Source organism: Pseudodesulfovibrio tunisiensis (assembly GCF_022809775.1).
Classification (GTDB): Bacteria; Desulfobacterota; Desulfovibrionia; order Desulfovibrionales; family Desulfovibrionaceae; genus Pseudodesulfovibrio; species Pseudodesulfovibrio tunisiensis.
In genome coordinates, this window is record NZ_CP094380.1 from 3511231 (window position 1) to 3529054 (window position 17824).

Below are 17824 nucleotides of genomic sequence, written 5' to 3' on the forward strand. Positions count from 1 at the left end.
GTCAGGATGCCTTTTGCGCGACCGCGGGTTTGGTGAGCCGGATTTCCGCCTCGGGCTGGGACAGGATTTTCCTGCCGAGCTCGGTGTCCACCTTGATGCGGGCCTTGAGCTCGTCAATGCCGGAAAACTTGCGTTCATCGCGGATGCGCTGGACAAAATGGACGCGGATGTCCTTGCCGTATATATCGCCGGAAAAGTCGATGATATGTGCTTCCACGGACAGGGCTTCGTTGCCGAACGTGGGGTTCTTGCCGATATTGGCCACGCCCATGTGCACCTTGCCGTCCATCTCCACCCAGATGGCGTAGACGCCGCCCTTGGGGAAGAGTTCGTCCACGAGCTTGATGTTCGCGGTGGGAAAGCCCAGAAGCCTGCCGCCGCGATTCATGCCGTGCACGACCTCGCCCTTGACCTGATAGAAGCGGCCGAGAAGGGTGTGGGCATCCCAGACCTTGCCCGCATGGACCAGATCGCGGATGCGCGTGGAACTGACCACGGCGTCGTCGATGGACACCGGGTCCAGCCTGTCCACGCCGAATCCGTACTTGCGCCCCAGTTCCTGAAGCGTTTCGTAGTTGCCGGATCGGCCTTTGCCCAAATGGTAGTCGTATCCCACGATGACCTCTTTGGTATTCAATCCTTCCACCAGATAGGTGCGGACGAATTCCTCCGGGGACAGGGCGGCCATTTCCCTGGTGAATTCCAGAAGCAGGCAGACCTGGGGACCGTATTGGGAAATGAGTTCCAGTTTCTGTTCCGTGAGTGTGATGAAGGGCGGGGTCTTGCCGCCGCGCAGCACGCGCAGGGGGTGCGGATCGAAGGTGACCACCACGCTGACCAGCCCCAGTGATTCGGCTCGGGTCTTGGCCATGGCAATGAGTTTCTGGTGCCCTTTGTGCACGCCGTCGAAATTGCCGATGGTCACGCAGGCCCCGGCAATGGTGTCCTTGAGTTCGTCTATGGTTCTTACGACAATCATCTTTTCGATTTACCAAACCTGTTTCGAAATGCGGCCAGCGGCCCGACAACGGCTGATCTTGCTTCGGATAAAGCAAAAAAATGCAGTATTCCGCTATGTTTCAGCATCCGGCTTTCAGGGCGTTTCGAACGGTTTTTCATTGGAGTTTTCTCGTGAGGGGCCGCGACAATGAAAAGAGAGTATTGGTACTCCAAAACAGCCCGGCCATCAAGGTTGAAGCCGGAATCATCCCTTCAGGAGCTCGTCCAGTTTCTTGAGTTCCTGTTTCTGCACTTCGGATTTTGCTTCATGCTCGGCCTGCTGGTAGTGATAGCGGGCTTTTTTCGGGTTTCGTTGGTACAGTGCCGAATACGCCGTGTGCAGGTGCCCGTGGAACATGTCCCCGGATTCGCCGTAGAATCGGCCGAGGTAGAAGTGCACTTCCCAGTCCTTGGGAACCTTGGTCAGAACCTTGTTCATGTTCGAGATGGCGCGCGGAAAATCTCCGGCCTCGGCCTGGAGCCGGGCCAGAAAGAAGACCGCCATCAGGTCCTTGGGGTTCTTGATCAGCGCCTTTTGCAGGAGCACGAACGCCCTGTTGTTGTCCCCGAGCTTGAAGAAGAATGCGCCTGCTTCCCGCAGGATCAGCGGGTCGTCGTCATCCAGAGCCAGAGCGGTTTCGAACGCTTTTCTGGCGTCTTCCTTGCGCTTGAGCCTGTCCAGCACGATGGCCTTGCCGGTCCAGTCCAGAGCGGAAAATTCGGCGGGCGATTTGGTGTCCCAATAGGCCAGAGCCTGGGCCGGGTCCGACATCTTGGCGCGGCAGAGCATCTGCACCCGTTTCAACCGGGTGGTGTCGTCCCTGCGGTCCGTAAAGGTTTCGGGCATCCGCGAAATGCGGTCCTTGAGGTATTGCGTACGTTCGGCAAGGCCCGGGTGGGTGGAAAGGTAGGAGGGCATCTGGGAGCGCGTGTCGAACCAGCGGTTCTTCTGCATGATCTCGAAGGTGCGCGGCATGCCTTCCGGATTGTATCCGGCCTTGACCAGCGCATTCAGTCCCACGTGGTCGGCCTCGTTTTCATCGTCCTGGGAATACTTGAGCATGGCGGCCTGAGCCGCACCCATGGAACCCATCATCAGCGCGCTTCCGCTTTCGCCGGAACCCGACATGCCCAGAAGCAGCCCTGCCAGAGATCCCACGAGCGCGATCTTGCTCACGGTGCTGGCCTGCTCCACGCGTTTGGCCATGTGGCGCTGGGAAACGTGTCCGAGTTCGTGCGCAATGACCGCGGCAAGCTGGGATTCGTTTTCCACGTTCTGGATCAGGCCGGTGAAGATGTAGATGTAGCCGCCGGGAATGGCAAAGGCGTTCATGGCGGGATGCGCCACCACTGCGCTGCGGATGGTGAAGGGCATGGGAGCCTTGGCCCTGACGATTCTGTCCACCACCCCGCGAACGTAATCCGTGATCACCGGGTCTTCCACGATACCCATCTGGGACCGGATGACCGAGTCGAAATCCTTGCCAAGCCTGTTTTCGTCGCGGATGGTGAGTTTGGACGGTCCGAAAATCCCTTGGGCGAACGCTCCGCCCGTTATGAGCGGGAATATGCACAAAGCCAGAAGAACGGCGGTGAGTGTTCGTTTCATGGTTTCCTCGGGTTTCGGTGATGCCGTGTATTCTAACCATTCACGGGCGCATGGCAACCTTGTGACAGGTGCTGCACATTATTTTCATGGCATGCCGCGTGCGGAAAAAAAGAGGCGCAGCATTGCGCCGCGCCTCCTGAGTAAGCATGAGGATCAGTTCCTATTTGTTCATCATGTCCAGGAACTGCCGATTGCTCTTGGACCCCTTCATCTTGCCGAGCAGGAATTCCATGGAGTCGATGGGGCTCATGGGAGCCAGAAGCTTGCGCAGAATCCAGACGCGGTTCAGCACGTCGTCGCTCAGAAGCAGTTCTTCCTTGCGGGTGCCGGAGCGGTTCATGTCGATGGCCGGGAACACGCGCTTTTCCGCGAGGTGGCGGTCAAGGTAGATTTCCATGTTGCCGGTGCCCTTGAATTCTTCGAAGATGACTTCGTCCATGCGGGAACCGGTGTCGATCAGGGCCGTGGCTATGATGGTCAGGGAGCCGCCTTCCTCGATGTTGCGGGCCGCGCCGAAGAAGCGCTTGGGCCGCTGCAGGGCATTGGCGTCGATACCGCCGGAAAGCACGCGTCCCGAGGACGGTGTCACTGCATTGTAGGCTCTGCCGAGGCGGGTGATGGAATCCAGCAGGATGACCACGTCGCGCTTGCGCTCGACAAGGCGCTTGGCCTTCTCGATCACCATGTCCGCGACCTGGACGTGACGCTGCGGCGGTTCGTCGAAGGTGGAGCTGACCACTTCGGCGTTGACCGTGCGTTGCATGTCCGTGACTTCCTCGGGCCGTTCATCGATGAGCAGCACGATGAGGTCGACATCGGGATGATTGGCGTTGATGGAATTGGCAATGGTCTGAAGCATCATGGTCTTGCCCGTGCGGGGCGGAGCCACAAGGATGCCGCGTTGGCCCTTGCCTATGGGAGCGAGAAGGTCGATGACCCGGGAGGAGAAATTCTTGTCCCCGTTTTCCATGCGGAGCATGGAGTCGGGATAGAGAGGGGTGAGGTTGTCGAAGAGAACGAGATTCTTGGAATGTTCCGGAGGTTCGAAGCCGATTTCGCTGACTCGCAGCAGGGCGAAGTAGCGTTCACCTTCCTTGGGCGGGCGGATCTGGCCGGAGACCACATCGCCCTTGCGCAATCCGAATCGGCGAATCTGGGAGGGCGACACGTAGATGTCGTCCGGGCCGGGCATGTAGCTGTACATGGGGGAACGGAGAAACCCGAAGCCGTCGGGCAGGACTTCCAGAACGCCTTCCCCGAATATCTGGCCGTTTTGGGAAGCGCATTGTTGCAGCAGGGCAAAGATCAGCTCCTGCTTGCGCATACCACTGGGGTTCTCGACCTCGAACTGCACGGCCAACTCGGTCAGCTCCTGCATGTTCTTGAGCTTCAGCTCGGTGAGGTTGAGTTTTTCTCCGGAATTTCCGTTGGTGCTGGCGTTGTTTTTCTTAGGCGTGCGTTTAGGCATGACTGTTTAAAAAAAGGTAAAAGATAATTGCGGAATGCAAACGTTCAAAAAAGCTGAAACAGCAATGGACACTATAACCATATCATAATCCGGCGGCAGGGGGGAGATGCGGCGCGGAATAAATTGAGGAGGTCTTGCCGGACTTGAGTCAGTCAGGCAGGGAACAGAAATACCTCGTTCGCGTTGTAAATTGCGTCTTGTATAAGGTGATTTGCAGTGATGCGGCACACAGGATGTGCGCCGCGGCTGCATCGACGGGACAAAATTAGCGCAAACAGGGCATCATGACAAGCCGTTTTTATTCCTCTTCGTCATCTTTGTGGATGACATCGGCAAACATTTCGTTGATGTCTTCCTTGATCACTTCCTGATCGCGATCAAGTGCGTAGGCAAGTTCCATGGATACCAGACCCATTGCCTGCTCAAGCAGCCGACGTTCGCCAAAGGAGAGTTCCTTGTCGTTGCCGATGAGGAAGAGCTCCTTGAGCACATAGGCCACATCCAAGAGGTCGCCGCTTTTCAGCTTTTCGGAATATTCGCGATAACGGCGGTTCCAGTTCTGCCCCGTGTATCCGGTGAAGTCCGAACGGTCCTTGAGAGATTCGAAAATGGCCTGGCCGGTGCGCAGACTGCACACGGGCCGCAGACCAACGTTGGTTGCGTTGGCTACCGGAACCATCAAAGTGACGTTGTTGGAAAGAATGCGAACGATGTAGAATTCAGCGACGGCGCCGCTGATTTCCTGTCTTTCGATACGCTCCACACGTCCCACGCCCTGGGAGGGATAGACTACCAATTCATTGATTTCGAACACGGGGACAGGAACTCCTTGACTACATGCTGTTTTCTGATTTGCTGAAAACGATTATACCCGAAATGGATTTAAGAGTCCAATGCCTCGGGTGTTTTCCGTTCTCTCGGAGAAAAACCGTTGATATGCTGCGTGGCGAATCCCGTGCCTCGTCTGTAGAAGATATCCAGACCCTTGAGGGCAGCGGACAGGATTTCCGGGATGATTTCAACGTCTTTGTCCGCAAAGGAGCCGAGCACCCAGTTGGTGATATCCGGATGAGGCTGGTCGGGGCGGCCGATGCCGAGACGCAGGCGGTGATACGCGTTCGTGCCCAGACATTCGTCTATGGACGACAGACCGTTGTGGCCTCCGGTGCCTCCGCCCTTCTTGAACTTCATCCGTCCGAAGGGCAGGTCCAGATCATCGTGAGCCACGACCACCTGATCCGGTGTCAGACCATGGCGCCCGCAAATCTTGGAAACGGCTTTGCCGCTCAGGTTCATGTAGGTCTGCGGCTTGGCCAGCAGGCGATAGGCTCCGGCGAACTTGACGCGCCACAGCTCGTAATCCCCGGATTCCTCGAGCCGTTCCGGGCGCATGTTCCTGCGTTCGGCAGCAAGGGAGAGCAGGGAGTCGATGAGCATGAAACCGAAGTTGTGGCGGGTCGCCGCGTATTTTTCGCCCGGATTGCCCAGGCCGACCATCACGCTTTTGTAGTCCATCGGAAATCGCCTTGTCGAAAAGGGAAAAAGGAGTTGCCGTCCATTCTAGCATTCCGGGGCCGGGGAATCAAAAGTCCCGGAGCGCCTGAAAGCGCTCCGGGACCGGACGGTTCGGGAAGTTTGGAACCCGCTATTCAGCGGCTTCTTCTTCAGTTTCCTCTTCGTCTTCGGCATCGCCGCGCTTGGGCAGGACGGATACGATGGCGAAGTTGTCATCGTACATCGGAGTGACGCCTTCGGGGAAGGTCAGGTCAGCAACGCGAACGGTGTCGAGGATATCCATTTCGGTCACGTCGATGACAATGGCCTCGGGGATGTCGGCAGGCTTGCTGACGATTTCCACGACTTCGCGGAACTGCTCCATGCGGCCGCCGAGCTTGACGCCCTTGGACACGCCCTTGACCTGCAGGGGCACGGTGACCTTGAGTTCCTTTTCCAGGTCCACGCCGAAAAAGTCCACGTGGATGGGCATGGGCTTGACCGGGTCGAACTTCACCCGCCACAGCAGGGAGGGAATGGTCTGGGTCTTGCCGTCCTTTTCCAGCTCCAGATCGAAGACCTGGGAATTGCCGAGCTGGGAATAGGCCTTCTGCAGGGGAACCAGAGAGGTCATGACGGTGACGTTGTCGCCCTGCTGGTTGTAGAAGACGCCGGGAACCATGCCGGTCCTGCGAAGACGGCGGTTGGCACCCTTGCCGGTTTCGGTGCGCTCGGCAGCTTTGAGCTGAATCTTGTTGGCCATGTGGATTGCTCCTTGTACGCCCTGGCCGTCATCCGGTCGGGAAGACGGACGCACGCGCTTTAAGGGTTATACGAATAGAACGCTCACCGAGGATTCGGTGTGCACATTGTTGATGGCTTTGGCAAGCAGGGAGGCCACGCTCATCTGCTTGATCTTCTTGCAGCACTTCTTGCTGTCGGTCAGGGGGATGGTGTCGGTGACCACGATCTCCGAGAACACGGACTCTTCGAGGCGCTGGATGGCCGGGCCGGAAAGCACGGGGTGCGTGGCGCAGGCGATGACGTCGCTGGCACCGTTGTCCATGATCACGTTGGCCGCCGCACACAGGGTGCCGCCGGTGTCGATCATGTCGTCGATGACCACGGCCTTCTTGTCGCGGACATCACCGATGATGTGCATGGCCTGAGCCTGATTGGGCGCATCGCGGCGCTTGTCCACGATGGCCAGGGTGGCGCCGAGGCGCTTGGCGAACGCACGGGCGCGTTCCACGCCGCCGGCGTCCGGGGAAATGATGACCATGTCCTCATCCATGTTGCGCAGGTGTTCCAGCAGGACCGGAGCTGCGAACAGGTTGTCCACCGGACAGTTGAAGAAGCCCTGAATCTGACCGGCGTGCAGGTCGATGGTGACCATGCGCTGCATGCCGGCGGTGGACAGAAGGTCGGCGACGAGCTTGGCGCTGATGGGAGCGCGGGGAACTACCTTGCGGTCCTGGCGGGCGTAGCCGTAATAGGGAACCACGGCAGTGACTCTGGCAGCGCTGGCGCGTTTGAGCGCGTCCAGCATCAGGCAGAGCTCCATGAGGTGAAAATTGCCCGGGGAGCAGGTGGGCTGAACGATGAACACATCGTCGCCGCGAACGTTTTCCCCGATTTCGATACGGATTTCCCCATCGCTGAAGCGCTCGCGGAGCACCGGGGAGAGCTTGCAGCCCAGATGTTCGCAGATGGCTTCCGCCAATTTCGGATTTGCTGAGCCGCTGATGATTTTGAGCTCGCCGTGCATGACTTCCTCGCAGTTAAGGAGATGATAAAAAGGTGAATGGCTGGGGTGGCAGGGTTCGAACCTGCGAATGACGGGACCAAAACCCGTTGCCTTGCCACTTGGCTACACCCCAGCACGGAAAAATCATATCGCCTGAATATAGGCGTCCATCCCTGATTTGCGTAACGCATCAAAGCTGGACCGTGCTTTTTCCCCATTCCTGAACAGAGCGAAGATACTTGCACCGGAGCCGCTCATGACCGTTGCAGCCGCACCTTGAAGAAGAAATTTTTCTTTGATTTCCCGTAGTCTTGGATGCATCTCCATGACCACGGTTTCAAAATCGTTGACCAGATGCGCGGGCAAAACGGGAGTTGGACATTTAGTACCAGAATCCACGGTTGTCAAGGGTTCCCCGCAATCGGATTTCGAATGAACAGCGTCCCATTTCCGGAATGCCTCGCCCGTGTTCACGTGGATGTCCGGGCAGGCCAGAACCAGAGTCATGCCGTTCAGGTCCACATCTGCCGGAGCGAGTTTTTCCCCGATGCCTTCCGCCCATGCCGGCTTGCCGTAGAGAAAGAACGGCACGTCCGCACCCAGCGATGCGGCCAGTCTGTTCAGCCTTTCCGGGGAAAGCGCTCTTTCTTCGGCATTCTCGTTCAACCATGCCAGCATCGCGGCGCAGTCCGAACTTCCGCCGCCGAGGCCACCGCCCATGGGGATGCGCTTGTCCACGGTCACGAACAGGCCGGGCCGGAATCCCGTGGCCTCGCCGAACGCGGTCCATGCCCGGTGGATCAGGTTGTCCGCGTTTTCCAGCTCCGGGAATCCCGGGCAGCGCAGATGGAAGTCCCTGTCCACGCCGGGTTCGATCCTGATCACGTCCGCCGGGGCGGTCAGAGGCATGAACAGGGTGCGCAGTTCATGGTACCCGTCGGGCCGTAGGCCCCGGATGCGCAGGTGCAGGTTGATTTTTGCCGGAGCTGCAAGAATGTGCGTCTGCATGTGTGTCACTATCATTAATGAAAAGGGGGCTCCGTTCGGAGCCCCCTTGATTGGAATGCTATTTCTTTTCCAGAGGCAGCGCGATGAAGCTGTTCTGTCCTTGACGTTTGACCAGAAGCAGGATGGCGCCGCGCTTGCGAGCCCTGTCGATCTGGCTTTTGAGTTCGGCCACGGAATTCACGTCCGTCTGGTTGGCCTGAATGATCACGTCGCCCTGACGGATGCCTTCGGCTCCGGCAACGGAATCCGGGATCACTCCGGTCACGAGCAGTCCCTTGGGCTCGTTCAGCCCCAGAGCCTGCGCTTCGCGGTCATTGGTCACGGGGCGGAGCGTCATGCCCAGCTCCGTGGCGGGTTTGGTCTGTCCGGGCTTGGCCGAAGCCATGGTGTTTTCACCACGTTCGCCCAGAGTGACGGTACGCGTGATTTCCTTGCCGCTGCGCCACAGGGTGAGCTTGGCCTTGTGGCCCGGGGGCATGTTCGCAATCTTGCGGAGCAGGTCACTGTTGCTTTCAACAGTCTCGCCGTTCACTCCGATGATCACGTCGCCCTGACGCAGTCCGGCCTTGTCTGCAGGCTGGTCCTTGACCACGGAATTGATCAGCGCGCCGTAGGGCTTGTCCAGACCAAGGGCCTTGGCGTCGTTTTCGCTCACGGGCTGGATGGTCACGCCGAGCCAGCCGCGTTTCACGCTCTTGCCCTGCTTGAGCTGGTCGATGACCTTGCTGGCAAGGTTGCTCGGGATGGCGAATCCGATGTTCTGTGCGCGCGGGTCGATGGCCGTATTGATGCCGATGACTTCGCCATCGAGATTCAGGAGCGGGCCGCCCGAGTTGCCCGGGTTGATGCTCGCGTCGGTCTGGAGGAAGTTGTCGAACGGGCCTGCACCGAGGAATCTGTGCTTGGCGCTGATGATGCCTGCGGTCACGGTGTAGCTGTGGCCGTAGGGATTGCCGATGGCCACCACCCATTCACCGACCTTGGCGTTGTCCGAATTGCCGAATTCCAGATAGGGAAGTTCCTTGCGGGCCTTGACCTTGACCACGGCCAGATCGGTTTCCGGATCGCGGCCGATGACTTCGGCCTCGTATTCCTTGTCCTCGTCCTGGAATTTGACCATCACCTTGTCCGCGCCCTGAATGACGTGGTTGTTGGTGACGATGTAGCCGTCAGGGGTGATCACGAAGCCGGAACCCAGCGCAGACATCTTGCGCTGCTGGTTGGGCTGCGGTCCGAAGAAACGTTCGAACTGGTCGAAGAAGTCCTTGAACGGGTGCCCTTCGGGAATCTGCTGTCGGAATCCCTGAGGCCCGCCCTGCACGGTCTTTTCCGTGCTGATGAAGACCACGGCCTTTCCTGCTGTCTCGGCCAGGTCCGTAAAGACCGGCAGGGACTGTTTGGCCATGGCCGGGGCGGCCAGAGCCAGGGCAAGACAGAGGGTCATGGTCAGGGTTGAAAGTTTGCGGGTCATTGTGCCTCCTGATGACTGCGGAAAACAGGAATAGTGCGGTGCTGGCCGCACGTGGTGAGTATAGGTCTTTTTAGTGTCATGTAAATAGGCAACTCATCATAAAGTTTACCATCCGCCCCGATTTCGCCTCCACATTTTTCTCGGCCCCGGGCTTGTCCGGAACCATGCCCTCGCGTAGAGTGATCCCACCGGAATCCGTCCGGAACCCGCAACAAGGGCTTGCATTTTTCCGGGTCATCGGCTAGACAGCCTCACCCGGACAACGGAGCCCGAAGTGTGCCCCCCCCCTGGCTCAGGTGGATAGAGCACGAGATTCCTCATCCACTTGTCGCAAACAGGGTGTTCAGGAGTAAAATGGCAGAATGGAGCATTTCTGCTTCGTTATTTAATATTTTGGAATAATTGATTTTCATAGTGGTCCCGTAGCTCAGCTGGATAGAGCGACGGCCTCCTAAGCCGTAGGTCGAAGGTTCGACTCCTTCCGGGATCACCATTTTTTCATAAATCGTAAAGGGTTCGTCTCTCTTTTGAGACGAACCCTTTACTTCTTTTCAGGCCCTTGGAAATGCGTGGTTCCCAATCCCGGTGCCGCGTGTTCGAATCGTGCAGGGGGCATCATTTTACAAAAGTTCAAGGGGCTAACCTGTCTTCAGGTTAGCCCCTTGTTTTGTTGTTGCCACTTTTGGGAATATTATATATGTGTCTCGGGGGGAGGCGTAGGTTTTGTTTAGTTCCTCAAAAATTATGCTTAAGAATGCTGCCATTCTAAAAAATAGATAAGTTATGTGGCTGAATTCTGTTAGTTGAACCCTATTGGGTTCAGAGTGCCGAATAGCGAAGTCACGATTCCCGATTTGGGTTAATTCCTGTGCTTCTTTTTCTAAAACATTTCGGAATGTTTGGTTGTCTCCGGCGACACGGTCAAGAATGCATGTGATACTCTTTCGCTTGTCGCTGTTTTCAAGACTTTTTGTTCGCTCAAAAGCATCCCATATTTTTTCAAGTGCTGTTTGATGCATGGCTTTGTTTGGTTGGCGGATCAATAAAATAGCTTCATTCATTAATTCAGAGACTCTATCTTCAATAGTGAATTGGGGGGGCTTAAGAAGGGCTTCTTGAGCCTCGTTGAATTTCATCTGGATTTGTCCTTGGGAGGACATGAAATAAGGAAGTTCGTTTCTGTAAAATATTCTGTTTATGTCCTCCGCAAAATTCTTTTTCCCGTTGTCACAATTGAATGAGATGTGATGATGACTATAAAACGTGTGTTCCTTACCTATAATGGGTTCATGGTAGAAATTGTAGCAGAATTCTAGCATTTCGAGGATTCCCTCAGTGGTGGGAGTTGTCTCTTCTTCCCAAGGAAAAGTACACGGGTTAGGGAATTCAATTGACCATTTGAAACCTCTCATTTCTCCATTTAGGCGATCTTGGAATAGTCTTCGATTGGTCCCGCATGTAGCGTCTCCATCGGGGCATTTCTCAGGAAATTCTTTTGCAAAACAATCTTTGTCAATTTTTGAGTAGACCAATCCAATAATAGCTTTGAGTACGTTTTCAGGAAGCGGTTCAAGATTTGATGGGCCATCGATTCGATCTCCGAAATAGAATGTGTTTTTTTTCATCTGTTGTGTGTGGTGGTTGTATCTATGTGAATCGCAGTTGGAGAAATCGTTGTGGTGAAGATGGAATTTGGACTTTTTATATCGAATTGTTTTGATGTCGAAAAGTGGAATTTTGACAATGCGTTTTGTTATTTCAAAAAAAAGTTTGGGGGATTTGCCATCTCACCTCAAATAATAACCCTCTTCCTTCCTGAACCTGCTACAGTCTCAGCCAATAGCCGAAATTCAAATCCAGCCTTGGGCGCGGATGCCGGAAAGCGGTCCGCGTCCTGCGGGAGGGCGTATGAGGCGGCGTATGAAATCCCTGTTTCTTGTGGCTGTGGGCGTGCTGATCGCGTTTCCGCTGTTCAGCATGACGTATTACACCATGGTGCGTACCTCGACTCCGGAATTCTGCTCCTCGTGCCATGAGATACGTCCGGCCTATCTGGCGTGGATGGCGTCCACGCACGTGAACAACGGGCAGGGCATCGTGGCCGACTGCATGGACTGCCATCTGCCTGCGCCGCACGACACCTACGACTTCTTCTACTCCAAGACCTTTCACGGCATAAAGGACGTGGTCGCCCATTTCACGGGTGGGGCCGAGACCTATGACAGGGCCGTGATGCGTCAGCGCGTCTACGATACGCTGGACAACAGCCAGTGCATGAAATGTCACCGGAACATCCTGCATCTGCCGGGCAAGCGGGGGGCCATGCTTGCCCACAGACAGGTGCTCTATCCCCGGCCGGGGTACGAGTACCGTTGCACGGATTGCCATCGGAATCTCGTCCATGTGGACAGGGGATATTACAATTACAAGCAGTTTGCCCCGCCGTATCAGGCGACCGGGCTGTAATTGCCGCACAGGAAGGAGGGTTGCGTGATGAGGATTCGACATTTGGTGCTGACCGCGATGGTCGCGGCTCTGGCGCTCATGGCCGGTGCGGCATGGGCTCAGAATTTTCCCAAACAGCGGGAGTTTCGCCTGGAACGCGGCATGCCGCCTCAGGCCTTGGCCTGCATAAAATGTCATCAGCAGGAAACTGCCGGCATTTTTGCGGATTGGGCCATGAGTCGCCATGCTGCGGCCAACATAACCTGTCTGGACTGTCATCAGGCCCAGCCCGGGGATCAGGATGTCGCCACAGGACATGAACAGTACTATTCCCGGGGCGATCTGCCCATGGGCGAAAAGCAGTATTTCGTGCCCATCGCTGCCGTGGTCACGCCCAAGGACTGTTCCCGCTGTCATCCGGACGAGACCAAGCAGTACGCCAAAAGCAAGCATGCCAATACCATCGAGATCATGTGGAAGCTCGATCCATGGCTGAACAACGGCATGAATTCCGACAACGAGCGCAAGACCGGCTGCTACTACTGTCATGGCACCGTGCTCAAGATCAAGGACGGCAAGCTGGATTCCTCGACATGGCCCAATGTGGGCGTGGGGCGGCTCAATCTGGACGGCAGTCTGGGAAGCTGCACAAGCTGCCACACCCGGCACCGTTTCTCGGTAATGGAGGCGCGCAAGCCCGAGACCTGTGGCCAGTGTCATCTCGGCCCGGATCATCCGCAGATCGAAATCTATTTCGAGTCCAAGCACGGCGATATCTATCAGGCCTTCAAGCAGGACTACAACTGGAACGCTGCTCCCGGCACATGGACCCCGGGTGTGGACTACCGTTCCCCGACCTGCGCTTCCTGCCACATGTCCGGTTCGGGCAAGGTGATCACCACGCATGACGTGACCGAGCGCATTTCGTGGGAAACGCAGGCACCGCTCACGGTCAGGCCGCAGGACTTCAAGCCCTTCCCGGCGCAGACCGACTGGAAGGTGGAGCGCGACAAGATGAAGGCCATCTGCTTCCAATGTCACGGTACGGCATGGGTCGATGGTTTCTATGATGATTTCGACAAGGCCGTCGAGGAATACAACGAGGTCTACTTCAAGCCTGCCAAGAAGACACTGGATGAACTGTACAGCAAGGGCTTGCTTGACAAGGAAAAGTTCTTTGACGAGGGCCTTGAGGTCGAGTTCTACGAACTCTGGCACCACGAAGGCCGCCGGGCGCGCATGGGCGCCATGATGATGGCCCCGGACTACGCATGGTGGCACGGTTTCTATGAATGCAAGAACCGCTTCAACCGATTCATGGAAGAAGCGCACCATCTCATCGAAACCAATACCAAGGCATACAAGTATCCCAACTTCCCCAATGCCACGGGTGATACCACCCGCCCACCCGAAATATTCGGGAAAAAGTAGGATGACAACACACGAAAGGGGCGCTCGGCGCCCCTTTTTTTTGTGCTTTCGGCGACCAGAGAAACTTTGATTTCACCCGTCCGGAAAAGACGAAACGGCCCGGAGAATGTCCCGTCAGGGCATTCTCCGGGCCGTTTCGTCTTTTCCGGACAGAATGGGGTCAAGGGGGCGTCCGTCCCCTTGCGGGTCTGGGCAGCGCCCAGCCCCCCGGGAGGGCCGTCGGAGACCCTTTCCTAGTGCGCGACCACCTTGCCGAGAAAATCGCGGAGCCGCGGGTTTTCCGGGTTGGCGAAAAAGGCTTCCGGATCGGCGTCCACCTGAATCTTGCCCTTGTCGATGAAGATGACGCGGTCGGCCACATCGCGGGCGAAGTTCATTTCGTGGGTGACGACGACCATGGTCATGCCTTCGCGGGCGAGTTGCTTCATGACTTCGAGCACTTCGCCGACGAGTTCCGGGTCGAGGGCGGACGTGGGTTCGTCGAACAGGATGACCTTGGGGCGCAGGGCAAGGGCGCGGGCAATGGCCACGCGCTGTTTCTGGCCGCCGGAGAGCTGTTCCGGGTAGTTCCCGGCCTTGGCGTCCATGCCGACCTTGGAGAGCAGTTCCATGCCGAGGCGCAAGGCTTCGGGCTTGTCCATGCCGCGGACCTTGATGGGGCCAAGCGTGACATTGTCCAGTACGGTCATGTGCGGGAACAGGTTGAACTGCTGAAAGACCATGGTGGCCTCGGTGCGGACCATGTTGATGTCGGTCTTGGGGTCCATGATGTCGAACCCATCCACCAGAATGCGTCCGGCAGTGGGATCTTCGAGCTTGTTGATGCATCGAAGCATGGTGGACTTGCCCGACCCGGACGGGCCGATGACGCAGACCACTTCGCCCTGCTTGACATTCAGGTCGATGCCCTTGAGGACCTTGAGGTCCCCGTAACTTTTATGGAGTTTTTCTATCCTGATCATGCGTTTCCTACTTGCCGGCAATGTGCAGGCGTTTTTCCAGAACCTTCAGACTCTTGGCAATGCTCATGGTCATGACGAGATAGACAAGGCCGCAGGTGAGGTAGACCTCGAAGGAACGGAAGTTCACGGCCACGATTTCATCGCCGGTGCGAAGCAGTTCGCCCACGCCGATGATCATGAGCAGGGAGGTGTCCTTGAGGCTGATGATGAACTGGTTGCCGAGAGGGGGAATCATGCGGCGGAAGGCCTGGGGCCAGATCACGTAGCGCATGGTCTGGAAGCGGTTCAGGCCGATGGAGCGTCCGGCTTCGCTTTGCCCGGTGTTTATGGACTGGACCGCGCCGCGCACGATCTCCGCAATGTACGCACCGGAATTGATAGCGATGACGATGATGCCCGCGACAACAGCCGGGATGCGGATGCCAAGGGCCATGGGCACGCCGAAGTACAGGAACATGGCCTGCACGAGCATCGGGGTACCGCGTATGGACTCCACGTAGATTCCGGCAATCTTGCGGACAAACACGTTGCGGGACAATTTCATCAGCCCGGCCACCGCGCCGAGGATGAATCCGAAAAACAGGCCGCCCACTGTCAGTATGATGGTCAGCTTTGCGCCGCCCATGAGCATGGGCAGGGACTCGATCATCACGGACGGGTCGAAATCAAAAGCCATAGTGTCACCCTGATGTAGGAAAAAACGCAGGGGCGGCACAGGCCGCCCCCAGGGAATGGTGTCTGTTATTACTGCGGACTAGCTGGGATCGACGCCGAACCACTTCTTGTAGAGCTTGGCGTAGGAGCCGTTGTCCTTGAGGGTCTTCAGGGCCGCGTTGACCTTGGCGGCCAGTTCGGAACCCTTGGGGAAACCCATGCCGTAGGGCTGGCCCGCGTACAGGGGACCGGCGGTCTTGACCTTGCCCTTGCCGCGCTTGCTCAGGAAGGATTCCACAACCGGCTTGTCGAACATGACCGCATCCACGCCGCCGGTGAGCAGTTCCATGAACATGGCGTTGTCATTGGGGAACAGCTTGGTTTCGGCGGGATTGGCGTGCTTCTTCAGGTATTCCACGCTGGTGGTACCCTGCTTGGTGGCAACGATCTTGCCGTCCAGGCTTTCCACACCCTTGATGTCGGTATTGTCGGCGCGCACCAGAAGGAGCAGGCCGGAATCATAGTAGCCGTCGGAGAAGTCGATGACTTCCTTGCGCTTGTCCGTGATGGACATGCCGGCAATGCCCACGTCCAGCTGTGCGGACTGGAGACCGGGAACGATGCCCTTGAAGGCCATGGGCTGGAGTTCGTATTCCACGCCGATTTCCTTGGCAATGGCGTCCCAGAGCTGCACGTCGAAGCCGGTGTGCTTGCCGGTTGCCGGATCCTTGAATTCGAACGGGGGGAAGTTGGTGTCGGTGCCCACGACCAGTTTGTCCGCAAAGGCGGTGCCGACCATGGACAGCGCAAGCGCAAAGGCGATGCAGATGGAAATGATCCGTTTCATTGGGGGTTCTCCTCTCTGAGTTGCGAATTTTCGCATTTTGTAAAAACCGGCTCGCCGAGGGGCGAACCAGGGCCTGATCGAAGGATGCCAGTCTCGACCTTGCCCATAACCGGAACAATTTGCCCTAAAATCGCCCTGCAAGCAAGAGAAAAACTGGTCAAACCAGGGGGAGAAAGGACCAATTTGGTCAAAATCGGGAAAGGTTGGAAAAACATTTGAAGGAGTTGCGGAATTCTCAGGATTCCACGCGATTTTTGCCCTTGCCCTTGGCACGGTACAAGGCGAGGTCGGCCCGGCGCATCAGGCTGTCCAGCGATTCCCCGGAGCGTCCGGCCTCTGCCACGCCTATGCTGACCGTGAACTTCACGGGCATTTCTCCATAGGTCATTTCCTGCGCCTGCACGGCCCGGCAAAGCCGTTCCGCCACGGACAGCGCGTGCGGCATGTCGGTGTCCGGGAGTAGCGCTGCGAATTCCTCGCCGCCGAGTCTGCCGATCACGTCCACTTCCCGGAATTCCGTTGCGCAAAGTTCGGCAAAGGCGACGAGTACGCGGTCTCCGGTTTCGTGCCCGAACCAGTCGTTGATGTGCTTGAAGTTGTCCAGATCCAGCATGAGCAGGCTCAGCGGATGTCCGTACCTGTGGTGGCGGCCCATTTCCGTTTCGGCCCGTTCCATGAAACGGCGGCGGTTGTTCAGGCCGGTCAGCGGATCCGTGGAGGCGCGCCTGCGCAGTTCCTCCTCCAGGTCCTTTTGCCGGGATATGTCGTCCACGATCCATATCACGCCTCTGTCCAGATCGGCAGGGGAGGCCGAATCCACGGCCTTGCCCGAGAGCATGCACCACACCGGGGAGCCGTCCTTGCGCGCGAGCCGGTATTCCACGTGAATGCGGCTGCCGTGGGCCAGCGGGTAGAAGTAGCGTTCCCCGAATTCGTGGAAGCGTTCTTCGGTCAGGTGCAGGGCGCGCATGTCCAGTCCGAGCATTTCATTCGGAGAGGTGTATCCGAGAATGTCGGCAAGGCGGCGGTTGCCCTTGGCCAGAACCCGGCCCCCCTTGAGGTGCATGATGCCGACCTGACTGTTGGTGAAGATGGAGTCCAGTTCGTCATGGGCTTCCTGAAGCCGTTCCTGCATGATCACGCGTTCGGTCCTGTCGCGGACATAGGCTACGGAACACCGCTCGCCACGCCATTGGATGATCCCGGCATGCACTTCCACGCGCAGTATTCTGCCCGTCCTGTGCTTGATGGATAGTTCATAGAGGTCGGGCAGCGATTCCCCGGAGAGGCGGAGCGACTGGTTGGTCAGTGCCATTGCCAGATTCGAACCGTGAAGAAAACGGTCAAGGCTGCTGCCGATGATCTCGTCCGGATCATAGCCTACGATCGCGCCCATTTCCGGGTTGACGTAGACCACAGTGTCGCCCCGGATGACGGCAACTCCGGCAAGCGATCCTTCCACCAGACTGCGAAACAGGGCGCCGTCCGCCCTGCATCGGGTGGAGAAGTATTTCCATCCCGCAGCAAGCAGGACAACCGATATGACGGGAATGACCCAGATTTTCCAGCCGACAGGATGGTTTTCCGACGCAAAGGCCGTGGCCGGGTACAGAACCGGGGCGAGAAGAAACAGGACATGTCCGGGCTTCATGGCGTATTTCGTTTTTTTGCGATGTGGCTATGACTCCG

The 17824-nt window shown here is 57.3% G+C and carries 16 protein-coding genes and 2 tRNA genes; 3 read left to right on the forward strand and 15 right to left on the reverse strand.

Annotation, left to right across the window (positions count from 1 at the left end):
• Nucleotide 1 precedes the first annotated feature (1 nt).
• The 10 genes from MPN23_RS16605 to MPN23_RS16650 form a co-directional block, all read right to left on the reverse strand.
• The gene (locus MPN23_RS16605; RefSeq protein WP_243545353.1) at nucleotides 2-979 is read right to left on the reverse strand and encodes a bifunctional riboflavin kinase/FAD synthetase; all 978 of its coding nucleotides are present in this window, start codon (nucleotides 977-979) and stop codon (nucleotides 2-4) included.
• Nucleotides 980-1204: 225 nt separating this feature from the next.
• Nucleotides 1205-2608 (reverse strand): M48 family metallopeptidase, encoded by a 1404-nt coding sequence (locus MPN23_RS16610; RefSeq protein WP_243545354.1) that lies wholly within the window; start codon nucleotides 2606-2608, stop codon nucleotides 1205-1207.
• A gap of 160 nt (nucleotides 2609-2768) precedes the next feature.
• On the reverse strand, nucleotides 2769-4076 hold the full coding sequence (rho, locus tag MPN23_RS16615) for a transcription termination factor Rho (protein WP_243545355.1): 1308 nt from the start codon (nucleotides 4074-4076) through the stop codon (nucleotides 2769-2771).
• 298 nt (nucleotides 4077-4374) lie between these two features.
• The gene (locus MPN23_RS16620; protein ID WP_243545356.1) at nucleotides 4375-4890 is read right to left on the reverse strand and encodes a CarD family transcriptional regulator; all 516 of its coding nucleotides are present in this window, start codon (nucleotides 4888-4890) and stop codon (nucleotides 4375-4377) included.
• Nucleotides 4891-4958: 68 nt separating this feature from the next.
• The gene (gene pth, locus MPN23_RS16625; RefSeq protein ID WP_243545357.1) at nucleotides 4959-5591 is read right to left on the reverse strand and encodes an aminoacyl-tRNA hydrolase; all 633 of its coding nucleotides are present in this window, start codon (nucleotides 5589-5591) and stop codon (nucleotides 4959-4961) included.
• Nucleotides 5592-5721: 130 nt separating this feature from the next.
• Complete coding sequence (locus tag MPN23_RS16630) at nucleotides 5722-6333, reverse strand: 50S ribosomal protein L25 (RefSeq protein ID WP_243545358.1); 612 nt, start codon at nucleotides 6331-6333, stop codon at nucleotides 5722-5724.
• Between the two features lie 66 nt (nucleotides 6334-6399).
• Nucleotides 6400-7338, reverse strand: coding sequence for a ribose-phosphate diphosphokinase (locus MPN23_RS16635; protein WP_243545359.1), 939 nt, complete (start codon nucleotides 7336-7338; stop codon nucleotides 6400-6402).
• Nucleotides 7339-7375: 37 nt separating this feature from the next.
• Nucleotides 7376-7450 (reverse strand) — tRNA-Gln (locus MPN23_RS16640).
• 11 nt (nucleotides 7451-7461) lie between these two features.
• The gene (gene ispE / locus MPN23_RS16645; RefSeq protein WP_243545360.1) at nucleotides 7462-8325 is read right to left on the reverse strand and encodes a 4-(cytidine 5'-diphospho)-2-C-methyl-D-erythritol kinase; all 864 of its coding nucleotides are present in this window, start codon (nucleotides 8323-8325) and stop codon (nucleotides 7462-7464) included.
• A 58-nt stretch (nucleotides 8326-8383) separates the two neighbouring features.
• Nucleotides 8384-9796 (reverse strand): DegQ family serine endoprotease, encoded by a 1413-nt coding sequence (locus MPN23_RS16650; protein WP_243545361.1) that lies wholly within the window; start codon nucleotides 9794-9796, stop codon nucleotides 8384-8386.
• Between the two features lie 416 nt (nucleotides 9797-10212).
• Here MPN23_RS16650 and MPN23_RS16655 point away from each other — a divergent pair.
• Nucleotides 10213-10289: transfer RNA gene (locus MPN23_RS16655), tRNA-Arg, on the forward strand.
• A gap of 145 nt (nucleotides 10290-10434) precedes the next feature.
• Here MPN23_RS16655 and MPN23_RS16660 read toward each other — a convergent pair.
• Entirely contained in the window at nucleotides 10435-11421 is a 987-nt protein-coding gene (locus MPN23_RS16660; protein WP_243545362.1) for a hypothetical protein, read from the reverse strand.
• A 295-nt stretch (nucleotides 11422-11716) separates the two neighbouring features.
• Here MPN23_RS16660 and MPN23_RS16665 point away from each other — a divergent pair, with 295 nt between their 5' ends.
• Together MPN23_RS16665 and MPN23_RS16670 are read left to right on the forward strand one after the other, a co-directional pair.
• Nucleotides 11717-12262 carry a NapC/NirT family cytochrome c gene (locus tag MPN23_RS16665; RefSeq protein WP_243545363.1) on the forward strand — a complete coding sequence of 182 codons (546 nt, stop codon included), beginning with the start codon at nucleotides 11717-11719 and terminating at the stop codon, nucleotides 12260-12262.
• Between the two features lie 27 nt (nucleotides 12263-12289).
• On the forward strand, nucleotides 12290-13672 hold the full coding sequence (locus MPN23_RS16670; RefSeq protein ID WP_243547412.1) for a multiheme c-type cytochrome: 1383 nt from the start codon (nucleotides 12290-12292) through the stop codon (nucleotides 13670-13672).
• Between the two features lie 233 nt (nucleotides 13673-13905).
• Here the strand turns inward: MPN23_RS16670 and MPN23_RS16675 are convergent, their stop codons facing one another.
• The 4 genes from MPN23_RS16675 to MPN23_RS16690 form a co-directional block, all read right to left on the reverse strand.
• Nucleotides 13906-14634, reverse strand: coding sequence for an amino acid ABC transporter ATP-binding protein (locus MPN23_RS16675; protein ID WP_243545364.1), 729 nt, complete (start codon nucleotides 14632-14634; stop codon nucleotides 13906-13908).
• Between the two features lie 7 nt (nucleotides 14635-14641).
• Nucleotides 14642-15310, reverse strand: a complete 669-nt coding sequence (locus MPN23_RS16680; protein WP_243545365.1) for an amino acid ABC transporter permease — start codon at nucleotides 15308-15310, stop codon at nucleotides 14642-14644.
• A 78-nt stretch (nucleotides 15311-15388) separates the two neighbouring features.
• Entirely contained in the window at nucleotides 15389-16135 is a 747-nt protein-coding gene (gene glnH / locus MPN23_RS16685; protein WP_243545366.1) for a glutamine ABC transporter substrate-binding protein GlnH, read from the reverse strand.
• Nucleotides 16136-16370: 235 nt separating this feature from the next.
• The gene (locus MPN23_RS16690) at nucleotides 16371-17786 is read right to left on the reverse strand and encodes a sensor domain-containing diguanylate cyclase (protein ID WP_243545367.1); all 1416 of its coding nucleotides are present in this window, start codon (nucleotides 17784-17786) and stop codon (nucleotides 16371-16373) included.
• Nucleotides 17787-17824 lie beyond the last annotated feature (38 nt).